This window comes from Stenotrophomonas sp. YIM B06876 (assembly GCF_030711595.1).
In the GTDB taxonomy this organism is placed as follows: domain Bacteria; phylum Pseudomonadota; class Gammaproteobacteria; order Xanthomonadales; family Xanthomonadaceae; genus Stenotrophomonas.
In genome coordinates this window covers 1-271 of the sequence record NZ_JAUJUJ010000678.1, presented here as the reverse complement: position 1 = coordinate 271, position 271 = coordinate 1, and the positions used below count along the sequence as shown (strand labels likewise).

The window sequence follows — 271 nt, the reverse complement described above, 5'->3', positions numbered from 1 at the left end:
CGCTGCACCAGGCCGTTGGTGGTCAGGATGTTCATGAAGATGTGCGGCGAGCCCAGCGCGCGCGCGGCGTCCAGGTCGTGGTGGCCGGGAAAGTAGTCGCGCGTGGCGATGGCGCCGCCATTGACCAGCGCCACGGTCACGGGCACGGTCAATGCAGGCAGCTGCGCGCCCACGGCGATGTCGTCAAACCGTGGCATGGCGGGCCTCCTTGCGGGTGTCATTGGGGGTGTTGTCGTCTTCGGCAGCGTCATATTTCCATCCCAGGGTGTCG

1 pseudogene is annotated in these 271 nt (G+C 66.8%); it reads right to left on the bottom strand.

The features are described from left to right. Positions 1 to 197, bottom strand: a pseudogene (locus QZH66_RS18990) (hypothetical protein); the annotation flags it as partial. Positions 198 to 271 lie beyond the last annotated feature (74 nt).